Source organism: Chryseobacterium urinae, from assembly GCF_030518295.1.
Classification (GTDB): domain Bacteria; phylum Bacteroidota; class Bacteroidia; order Flavobacteriales; family Weeksellaceae; genus Chryseobacterium; species Chryseobacterium mucoviscidosis.
On record NZ_JAULSJ010000060.1, the window covers coordinates 1 to 9,348 of the forward strand.

The 9,348-nt window shown below is 35.0% G+C and carries 12 protein-coding genes and 1 tRNA gene; 5 read left to right on the top strand and 8 right to left on the bottom strand.

The features are described from left to right. The coding region (locus QWT87_RS20570) for an alpha/beta hydrolase (protein WP_302718552.1) at positions 1-770 on the bottom strand (770 nt) is incomplete at its 3' end. Between the two features lie 102 nt (positions 771-872). Then, positions 873-1,169 (bottom strand): MGMT family protein, encoded by a 297-nt coding sequence (locus QWT87_RS20575; protein ID WP_076390817.1) that lies wholly within the window; start codon positions 1,167-1,169, stop codon positions 873-875. A 59-nt stretch (positions 1,170-1,228) separates the two neighbouring features. Between QWT87_RS20575 and QWT87_RS20580 the strand changes: the two genes are divergently transcribed. Further along, positions 1,229-1,375 (top strand): hypothetical protein, encoded by a 147-nt coding sequence (locus QWT87_RS20580; protein ID WP_165763033.1) that lies wholly within the window; start codon positions 1,229-1,231, stop codon positions 1,373-1,375. Between the two features lie 13 nt (positions 1,376-1,388). On the opposite strand, the gene QWT87_RS20585 is transcribed toward QWT87_RS20580, so the two are convergent. From QWT87_RS20585 to QWT87_RS20595, 3 genes are all read right to left on the bottom strand, one after another. After that, positions 1,389-2,480 (bottom strand): acyltransferase family protein, encoded by a 1,092-nt coding sequence (locus tag QWT87_RS20585; RefSeq protein ID WP_228423117.1) that lies wholly within the window; start codon positions 2,478-2,480, stop codon positions 1,389-1,391. Between the two features lie 419 nt (positions 2,481-2,899). Further along, complete coding sequence (locus QWT87_RS20590) at positions 2,900-3,871, bottom strand: deoxyhypusine synthase family protein (protein WP_087712185.1); 972 nt, start codon at positions 3,869-3,871, stop codon at positions 2,900-2,902. Positions 3,872-3,898: 27 nt separating this feature from the next. Further along, positions 3,899-4,543 carry a hypothetical protein gene (locus QWT87_RS20595; RefSeq protein ID WP_087712183.1) on the bottom strand — a complete coding sequence of 215 codons (645 nt, stop codon included), beginning with the start codon at positions 4,541-4,543 and terminating at the stop codon, positions 3,899-3,901. 392 nt (positions 4,544-4,935) lie between these two features. On the opposite strand from QWT87_RS20595, the gene QWT87_RS20600 reads away from it, so the two are divergent. Genes QWT87_RS20600 through QWT87_RS20610 form a run of 3 tightly spaced genes read left to right on the top strand, consistent with a single transcriptional unit; the run spans position 4,936 to position 7,231 of the window. Further along, positions 4,936-5,658: a hypothetical protein gene (locus tag QWT87_RS20600; protein WP_302718558.1), complete on the top strand. Its 723-nt coding sequence runs from the start codon at positions 4,936-4,938 to the stop codon at positions 5,656-5,658. A gap of 5 nt (positions 5,659-5,663) precedes the next feature. After that, positions 5,664-6,419, top strand: a complete 756-nt coding sequence (locus QWT87_RS20605) for a hypothetical protein (RefSeq protein WP_302718559.1) — start codon at positions 5,664-5,666, stop codon at positions 6,417-6,419. Between the two features lie 8 nt (positions 6,420-6,427). Continuing rightward, a complete protein-coding gene (locus tag QWT87_RS20610; RefSeq protein WP_302718561.1) occupies positions 6,428-7,231 on the top strand; it encodes a hypothetical protein in 804 nt (267 codons plus the stop codon). A gap of 7 nt (positions 7,232-7,238) precedes the next feature. Here QWT87_RS20610 and arfB read toward each other — a convergent pair whose 3' ends face one another. Genes arfB through QWT87_RS20625 form a run of 3 tightly spaced genes read right to left on the bottom strand, consistent with a single transcriptional unit; the run spans position 7,239 to position 9,115 of the window. Then, positions 7,239-7,631, bottom strand: a complete 393-nt coding sequence (gene arfB, locus QWT87_RS20615) for an alternative ribosome rescue aminoacyl-tRNA hydrolase ArfB (protein WP_302718563.1) — start codon at positions 7,629-7,631, stop codon at positions 7,239-7,241. Beyond that, positions 7,632-8,093, bottom strand: coding sequence for a hypothetical protein (locus QWT87_RS20620; protein ID WP_302718565.1), 462 nt, complete (start codon positions 8,091-8,093; stop codon positions 7,632-7,634). It lies immediately after the preceding gene. After that, complete coding sequence (locus tag QWT87_RS20625) at positions 8,090-9,115, bottom strand: AMP-binding protein (RefSeq protein WP_302718567.1); 1,026 nt, start codon at positions 9,113-9,115, stop codon at positions 8,090-8,092. Before QWT87_RS20625 ends, QWT87_RS20620 begins: the two co-directional genes overlap by 4 nt. Positions 9,116-9,216: 101 nt before the next feature. Between QWT87_RS20625 and QWT87_RS20630 the strand changes: the two genes are divergently transcribed. Next, positions 9,217-9,287, top strand: a tRNA-Gln gene (locus QWT87_RS20630). Positions 9,288-9,348 lie beyond the last annotated feature (61 nt).

Below are 9,348 nucleotides of genomic sequence, written 5' to 3' on the forward strand. Positions count from 1 at the left end.
ATTTTCCCAGCCTGTGTATTCATTGCTTCCAGATGTTTTCCGGAATATTCCAAAAACTCTTTCGGCGAGGAAGCTTTGGCATAATTCTCAGATCCTTCTTCGTAAGGAACATCCTTATCATCTTTACTGTGGATAAAAAGTTTGGGAAGACCTTCCGTATCCTGTAAATCCTCTTTAGCAGAATAAGGAGAAATAACATATCGGGAAATGACTTCCTTGAGTTCAGGTTTGTAATACATCGCAATATCTGTGAAAGAAGAAAGACTTCCATCCATTACCAGTCCTGCAATTTTGGTCTTATTATTTTTCGCTAAATGAGCTGCAATCTGCGATCCCATAGAAGCTCCGTACAGAATAATTTTGGTATCGGCAATTTCAGGTCTTTGCATCATTTTATCAAAGAAAATCTGTCCGTCTGATGCGATGTTAAGGTGAGTTGGTTTTCCTGTTGACTTTCCATAACCTCGAAAATCGATCATTACCACCTGAAAATTATTTTCAACCAAAGGTTTCGTCATGAAGAGATAAGAAGTTACATTTCCTCCTGCTCCGTGAAAAAACAGAACCGTTCCTTTGGCTTTTCCCGATTTTGGCTTTAAAATAATTCCTGTAATGGTATCTTTTTCCACCGGAATGGAAAAATCTTCGTAAACCAGATTTTCTACAGGACGAAGTGTCTTGCTTGGCTTGTAGAAATTATCATCCATCTGTGCTTTAAAAAAGCAGACTGTCATTAAAAAAAGTGCGGAGAATAGTAGTTTTGTTTTCATAGCGTATTATTTATGAAGCAAAACTAGCCTTTACAAAAGTCTTTCGCCAAAAAAACAGACTCAGCCGTAATTTTTCTCTTCTGAATGGTAAATATTCTCTTCTTACAGTTCTTCCAGCGGATTCCAGAACAGGTTTTTAAAATTTTTAATCCGGAAATTTTCCACAGTAATCCCTTCTGCTTCCAGTCTTTCCTGAAATTCCGGAACCGATAAACTTCCTGAACTTGAAATTACGCGATGCGCAGGAACATCTTTAGGACAACCTCCCATTGCTTTTCCAACGTGGCGGGAATGATTGGGATAGCCCACTGCTTTGGCAATTGCTCCGTAACTCGTTACTCTGCCTTTCGGAACTAACTTAGTGATTTCCCAAACCTGCTTTTTAAATATTTCGTCCATTTTTGTTTTGCATTATTTTTGAATTGACCATTGAAATTCAATCTGTAAAATATAAAGTTATGAAAAAATCGTTTTTCCGTTTTTTGAATACAATAAATAAGGCAATTTTACCCAAATTAAGTGATAAAGATCCGAACAAACTGACAAAAATTCAGAGAGGAATTCTTGCCTACCGTTATTTTGTTCTGATAAATTCGATGGATTAGACTGAGAAAAGTTTTATTTAATTTTAGCAATTAATTTTCTACATTTTTCATAGAGAGGTTTCTCAATCAGCAAATAAATAATAATGGAACAAATCCACAACAGTACAAAATTTTTATCGGGAAGATAAATGTAGGATTTAAGTTTCATATTGAAATAACTCAAATGGATCAGGTAAAACACAAATGAGGCATTTCCTAATAGAATCAATAGTTTTGAAGAAAGGACCTTTGAAATCCATGTTTTTTCAGACATCAGTCCCCAAAAGAAAATAATGATCGCGATTGGAAGCAAAAATTCGTGAATCAGTCTTCCCTCCCATCGCTCTACTCCGTGAACAAAATTATTCCGGGCAAAAAATGCAATGGCAATAATTAACAAAATAATTGAAACACCGCCCATTAAAGTAGACCGTTTTAATTTTTTTAAAAACTGAATACCTTTCTCTTTCTTCATTAAATAAGCCAATCCCATTCCGAAGAAAAACTCAGAACTTCTTCCGAAAAACGTGCTTCCTGTCATGAATTTCAGAGGATATAAAAAGCCTTCCGGATTTCCGTTATATTCATGCAGACCATAACCGATTCCCCAACCTACAATAAAAAATCCGGCTAAAAAAAGAATACAGTAGCTCCAGTTTTTTTTAAGCAAAAGAAATAAAAACGGAGCGAGAAGATAAAAGAAAAATTCTACCGTAAGCGACCATGCCTGAACGATTCCTGAGACAGAGTATTTTTCAAATAAAGAGTAAAAAAGTGAGTACTGTAAAAAATAGGTATCTACATCTTTGGAATATTTTACATCCAGAAAAAAAGCGCTCAGCAAAATCCAGTACAGCGGAAAAATTCTGGCGATCCGCAGTAAAATGTATTTTAAATAAGATTTTTTGGACTCCAGAGGTTTTTCTTCGTAACGGTAAGCGAGTAAAAAGCCACTAAGAACAAAGAAAACGGTTACTCCAATATGCCATTCGCTGATGAAACGCATGATTTCAAACGGCAGATCATCGCGCCAGTATTTGCGGTTATGATATACAAATACCATAATCGCTGCAACAGCGCGCATTCCTGTAAGAGCATCGAATTTATTTTTCTGAAAAGCTTCCAAGTTTTATAACAGTAAAAGTTATTTAGTTTTTAAACCACAAAAGAAACAAAAGAATTTTGAATGTAAAGAATATTTCAAAGGTTACAAAACATCAAAAAATTATTTGATTGTCCGTTTATTAACCTAAAGCTTCGACAGGCTCAGCTTGACATCGCTAAAAATCAAGTGTTTAGTATTAGAGGTGTCACACTGAGCTTGTCGAAGTGCCCGTTATAAATAATTGATTTTCAAATCAATGCATAGTAATAGGTTGTTTAACGGATACTCAAAAAAATTAACAAAGTCACATTTTGCAAACTTTTGAATTTCTATTTTTTTAATGAGTTCTTTTAACTCTTTTGCGGTTAAATTAAAAGTATGATACTAAAAAAGGCTTAATAAATAAGCCTTTTAAATATAATTAATTGAAATTTATACAATTAGTTTTCAAGGATATAAGAGAACATTAATGGTGCACAAATGGTAGCATCACTTTCAACGATAAATTTCGGTGTTGTGATATCCAGTTTACCCCAGGTAATTTTCTCGTTCGGAACAGCTCCGGAATAAGAACCGTAAGAAGTCGTTGAATCTGAAATCTGACAGAAATAAGACCAGAACGGAATATCATGCATTTCCATATCCTGATACAGCATCGGAACCACACAGATCGGGAAATCTCCGGCAATACCTCCTCCAATCTGGAAGAAACCTACTCCTTTTCCTGCTGAATTTTTAGTGTACCAGTCTGCTAAATAAGCCATATACTCGATCCCTGATTTCATCGTAGAGAATTTAAGTTCTCCTTTGATGCAGTAAGAAGCAAAAATATTACCCATTGTAGAATCTTCCCATCCCGGAACGACAATTGGTAAATTTTTCTCCGCAGCAGCGATCATCCATGAGTTTTCTCTCGGGATTTCATAATACTGTTCCAAAACTCCGGAAAGGATCATTTTGTACATGTATTCGTGCGGGAAATATCTTTCACCTTTATCATCTGCATCTTTCCAGATTTCATGGATATGTTTCTGCAATCTTCTGAAAGCTTCTTCTTCAGGAATACAGGTATCTGTAACCCTGTTCAGACCTCTTTCCAGAAGATCCCATTCTTCCTGTGGCGTAAGATCTCTGTAGTGAGGAACTCTTTCATAGTGAGAATGTGCTACAAGATTCATTAAATCTTCTTCAAGGTTTGCCCCTGTACAAGAAATGAAATCTACTTTATCCTGACGGATCATTTCTGCAAGAATTTTTCCCAACTCCGCAGTAGACATTGCTCCGGCAAGAGTAATCATCATTTTTCCGCCATCCTTAAGATGCGCAACATATCCCTTAGAAGCATCCACCAATGCAGCTGCGTTGAAGTGCAGGTAGTATTTTTCTATGAACTCAGTTATCGGTTTGCTCATTTTTTATAATTTTTGCAAAGATAAAACTTAAAAACGGAATGTAGCGGCTGCACTTAAAGAAAGTCTCGTTAAACCTTCTTTTTGGTCTTCTCCGAATTCTACCGACTGTCCGTTAAAGCTCATTTTGCTAAGGGTTCCTCCGGAAAGTCCGATTTTCGGACCTATTAAAAAGTTCCTGCTTACTTCATACTGATAGGCAAGATCCAGTTCCGCCCCGAATGTTGTTCCTTTTCCTTTTACCGTTCCTGTTTTTGTAGTATAAGTCATTGCTCCTAAAGCGACATCCATAAACAGTTTGTGCTTTGTTTCGTGAGCATCATTAGTTAACGTAAGTTCCGGACCGTAAAAATTAATCTGGTCTTTTGTACTTACATTTGCCGAAACAATATTTCCCATATTGTCTGCAACACTTAATCTTCCGCTTGTAGAAGCACTGTAGTTGGAATATTTGAAACCGATAAGAAGTCCTCTTTTCACTTCGTAACGCAATGCAACGTCGAAATTAAGACCGCTTTTGATTCCTTTGATGTATTCTTTCTGATCTCTCGGAATATTGTCCGGAGTTTTTGCCAGGCGCCACGCATAACCTACCGATGGAGAAATAGAAACTTTTTGTGCAAAAGAGAATACTGAGATTGAGAATAAACCCAATGCGAATAGTTTTTTGATCATTAGTTTAAAAAATTTATTTAATATTTAAGAATTGGAGATCGCTAAATTACTTTCTGAAAATTCGCCGCAATATATAAAGAAAACCATAAACCTGAAAGGTTGTAAAATGATATATCTTTCTTTTTAATTCTATGCATTGAATATTAAAAACTTTGCAAAAAACCAATGCCACTGTGCGATTACCAGAATTATGAATATTTCTACAATAATTGAAAAAACAAAATAAATTATCTATCATAAAAAATTATTTAACAATTTTTCAATAAAATAATCATTATTATCAATTTTTTAACTTAATTTTGAACGGTTCAATTAACAGCGAACTAAAATTATTTAATACCGTTATCCGTTACCATTTGAAATTTTGTATAAAATTTTAAAAACTAATAAGAATGAAAAAAAACATACTTTCAGGATGTGTTGCCTTGTTTTTTTCTTTGCCGTTCTATGCGCAAGTAGGCATCAATACAAAAAATCCTGCAGCCACACTGCATATAGAACCTTCTTCTTCAGTAAGTCCTACAGGCAAAGACGGAATTATAGTACCCAAAGTACAAAATCTTCCTTCCGTAAATCCTTCAAGACTGGGACAATTTATTTTTTTAGAAAACAATGCTACACTTGCCGACGGATTTTATTACTGGGATGGCTCCGGTTGGGTTTCATTTCCCGAATCCATCGACAGAAACACAGACAATACCATATATTCTTTTGACGGACAAGGCTATACAGGAACGGCATTATCAAGAAATATTAATTTTTCGAGGTATATAAAAGCCACTACAGACGGGTTTACATTAAACAACAATACGATTACAGTAGGAAAAGGAGGATTGTATCTTATTTCTTTTACAGGAAACAGTAAGAAACCTTCCGGTGCAGAAGAGCATGCCAATTTTACTTTTTCAGTTCTGGTAAACGGAGTTCAGGCGTCTTCTGTTCAGACTTCGATGGCTGCAGAATCCACCGCTTCCGTAAGTACTGCTTTTTCATTTTTAAGAAGATTAAATGTGGGGGATAATTTAACAGCCACCGTAACAAAGTCGAACGAAGGTCCCAATAATTATCAGGCATTCGGAATTAATAATCTGACTTTATTTTTTATACAAAACTAAGAATCATGAAAAAAACACTGCTTCAATCTCTTTTTCTTCTTTCCGGAATATTGATAAAATCGCAGATAGGAATCAATAATACCAATCCTAAAGCCAGTTTACATCTTGATGCTAAAAATAAAATATTACCAGAGTCTACCGTTGGTTTGGGAGTTCCGGTAGTGGATAAGTTTCCCACAACATCGCCTTCCTCCAATCAGGACGGAATGTTAATCTATCTTAGAAATACTACAGATTCTAATTTGGAGGGATTTTATTATTGGGATCATGCGAAAAGCAATTGGGAATATATCATGGATCTTAAAGCTGCCGGACTGGATGTTTCCAAAACCATTGCTTCCGGAAGTTCTTTTTCTCCGAATAATATGAGCGGAAACGGTGTACAGTCCAGAACAATTCCTCTGACCACAATCAACAGTCTGGATCCCAGTTTCAGTCTTAGCAACGGAGGTCTGAAAATCGGGAAAACAGCAAGTTATTATATTTTTCTTACAGGAGGCGTTTATAAAGATGCTGTAAATAATGTGAATGAATACATCACAGAGATTTTAATTAACGGAGTTTCCAATACGCAGCTTACCTCAACCAATACAGCTCCGGGAGGAGATACCGTTGGAAGATCTTCTACTTTTTATATTGCAACCATTTTTTCTTTAAATAAGGATGATGTTTTAACTGTAAAAACAACAAGAACTACAACTGCCGCCAATACTGTAAGTGTTGATACTCCATATACTTTAACCATCATTAATTTAAACTAAGCAACACCATGAATAAGCTCTCCATATTTTTTTTCGCCCTTGCATTTTTATGTACAGGTAAAGTAACGGCTCAGATAGGAATCAATAATCCGGCTCCCAAATCCACACTGGATGTTAAGCCCGACAATCAGGCAAATCCTTCGGGTATTTCCGGTGTTATTATCCCGAGAGTAAATGCTTTAAATACAACGGATGTTAAAGAAAAAGGTCTTATGGTTTTTCTGAATTCTGCCGACGCTGCCCAAAAAGGATTTTACTGGTGGAACGGAACAGAATGGAAACGATTTTTGTCTTTAAGCAGGGTTTCCAGCAACAAATCTATTTTGTATGCCACAACAAAAAACACCTTCAAAGAAGGAAATATGACCGAGTTGGGTTCTTCCAACGACAGAACTTTAGATTTTGAAGATTTCACCACCAATGATGCTTCTAATTTTGAGATCAACACTTCCGGAGAACTTGTGGTAAAAAAAGCAGGATATTACCATATACAGGCAGCTTCGTTCATCAAAAAAAACAATGGAAACGATCTTAAAAGAGAACAGCTTGATATGAAAATCTATGTAAACGGAGTAACTGCATCCGCCAATAATCCCGTAAATTTTGATCTTGAAGGAACAAAAAGTTTTCCGATTGGATTATATTCTATTGCGATAAATGCTACCGGTGTTTTGAAACTGAATGCGAACGACCGTTTATCAATGAAAATCATCAGAACGTACAGAGACACCGATCAGACAGGGAATCTGGTGATCATCCCGGATCAGAATACGAAATCCAATGTAACTTTACGATATATGGGAAATTTTTAGAACTGAATTAATATTTAAACTTCCGATTCTCTTTTTTATCCGATAACTTCTTTTTCGTGTCTAATCTTTTTTGCTTCTGTGCTCTTGAAGGCTGCGTAGAAAGACGTTTTTTCGGTATAATTAAAGCTTTGTGAATGATGTCCAGAATTTTATCCGTCGCTTTATTTTTATTGGCAAGCTGCGTTCTGCTTTCTGAAACGGTTAAAAATAAAAATCCTTCTGCATTAATCCTGTTCCTGAGTTTTTCCTGAATTAAATTTTTCTGAAATTCATTAAAAAATCCGGATTCCTGAACATTCCAAAGAACCGTTACGGAAGTTTCCACCTTATTAACATTCTGTCCTCCTGCTCCGCTGCTGCGGGAAGTTTTAAAGCTTAGTTCTTTGGTAAAATCTTTCATTTAAAATTTTAATTTTGAATGTTCTTTTATATAATTGAGCTCTCCGTCCACAAAAGACAAATCTTTTCTTAAATTATTCACCGTATCTTTTTTAATAATTAAAAAACTCCTTTTATTGGAGTCTATAATTATTGAATCTCCACGTTCCGCATCATGCACACAAGCCCAAGAATATATTTCACAATTCCTGCCATTAATTGCATAGGGATAAGTATTTTTCCTGAAAGGATTAAAATAATTCGCTGTACTTTTAAAACTTTTCAGATAAATGATATTAAAACAATGATTACCGGAATCGCTTATATCATCAATTATTCCTTTTATAACAATATTATTTTGGAATAACGGCTCTTCATACTGATCCTGTTTTTCAGCTTCTCTCATACTCCATTGAAAATAAAACATCGAACCGGTAAGAAAAATGACAAAAATAACAGCAATTTTTATCAATTGTCTCTTCATAAAATCAATTTTAAAAGTTCTTTCCTCGATATTTTTCCATTGGGTGTTCTCGGAATTTTTTCAACAAAAATAATTTCTTTCGGCTTGTGAAAACTTTTTTCAAACTGAATTTCTCTTATTTTTTTAATTAAATCGTCCGATTTTTCGCCTTCAATTACTGCAATCAATTTTTGACTGAGACTTACATCATCAATTCCTAAGAAAACCACTTCATTCGGAATTTCTTTTTTTACCAGAGTTTCCAACTGTTCAGGGAAAATTTTTGCGCCGCCTGAATTGATAACATTGTCAATTCTCCCGAGAAATTTAAACTGTTTTTCATCTTTAATTTCAACTAAATCATTCGTTTGAAGAATGTCTGGATTTAATTTTGGAGCATAAATTCTCAGACAGTTTCTTTCGTCTAAAGATATTTCTACATTTTCAAAAACCGTAAAATATTCTTCAGAGTTTGGCAAAATTTGTTTTAATCCAATATGAGAAAGGGTTTCAGACATTCCGTAAGTTTCGAAAATAAAGTTTTCAGAGTCTGAATTTTTCAAAGCTTCCTTCATTTTTTTTTTCACATCTTCAGAAACGGCAGCTCCGCCAATGATGAGATTCTTAATCAGATACAGTTTATCTAAAGAATTTTCAACCTGAAGCGGCGTCATGGCGCAGAAATCGATTTTCCGGTCTAACGTTTCTACAGGTTTTACAGAAGGATCGACAACAATTAATTTTAATTTCCTCATCATGGAACGAACGACCATCATTTTCCCTGAAATATATTCGACCGGAAGACAGATTAACGCTGTATCTCCTTCTTTCAATCCCAAAAAATCGCAGGTCATCTCTGCGGAATTCATCATTCTGCTTTTTTCAATATCAAAAACTTTGGGAGTTCCGGTAGAACCGGAAGTCTGTACTTTTACCGTATCAGAATCCGAGAACCATTCTTCCAGAAAATTCTTCACCTTGATTTCGAATTCTGTTTTAAAGGATAATTGATTAATATTGAGATTCTTGAAGTCTATCTGCATCATTTCCGAGAATAAAATATACAGTAAATTTAAAAAAAAAGTTTAATATTTTCTTGTATGTAATAAAAAAAGCTGTAAATTTGCACCACTAAAACAAACAGAGACTCATGGTGTAGCGGTAACACTACTGATTTTGGTTCAGTCATCTGGGGTTCGAATCCCTGTGAGTCTACAAAAACCATCCTTTTTTAAGGATGGTTTTTTGTTTCTGCTTTCTCAGAATTACAGATTTA

Excerpts from the sequence above, each read along its gene's own strand:
- QWT87_RS20595 (WP_087712183.1), bottom strand. The coding sequence starts at position 4,543 with ATGATCAAAAAACTATTCGCATTGGGTTTATTCTCAATCTCAGTATTC.
- QWT87_RS20620 (WP_302718565.1), bottom strand. The coding sequence starts at position 8,093 with ATGAAGAGACAATTGATAAAAATTGCTGTTATTTTTGTCATTTTTCTT.
- QWT87_RS20610 (WP_302718561.1), top strand. The coding sequence starts at position 6,428 with ATGAATAAGCTCTCCATATTTTTTTTCGCCCTTGCATTTTTATGTACA.
- arfB (WP_302718563.1), bottom strand. The coding sequence starts at position 7,631 with ATGAAAGATTTTACCAAAGAACTAAGCTTTAAAACTTCCCGCAGCAGC.
- QWT87_RS20575 (WP_076390817.1), bottom strand. The coding sequence starts at position 1,169 with ATGGACGAAATATTTAAAAAGCAGGTTTGGGAAATCACTAAGTTAGTT.
- QWT87_RS20600 (WP_302718558.1), top strand. The coding sequence starts at position 4,936 with ATGAAAAAAAACATACTTTCAGGATGTGTTGCCTTGTTTTTTTCTTTG.
- QWT87_RS20625 (WP_302718567.1), bottom strand. The coding sequence starts at position 9,115 with ATGCAGATAGACTTCAAGAATCTCAATATTAATCAATTATCCTTTAAA.
- QWT87_RS20590 (WP_087712185.1), bottom strand. The coding sequence starts at position 3,871 with ATGAGCAAACCGATAACTGAGTTCATAGAAAAATACTACCTGCACTTC.
- QWT87_RS20605 (WP_302718559.1), top strand. The coding sequence starts at position 5,664 with ATGAAAAAAACACTGCTTCAATCTCTTTTTCTTCTTTCCGGAATATTG.
- QWT87_RS20580 (WP_165763033.1), top strand. The coding sequence starts at position 1,229 with ATGAAAAAATCGTTTTTCCGTTTTTTGAATACAATAAATAAGGCAATT.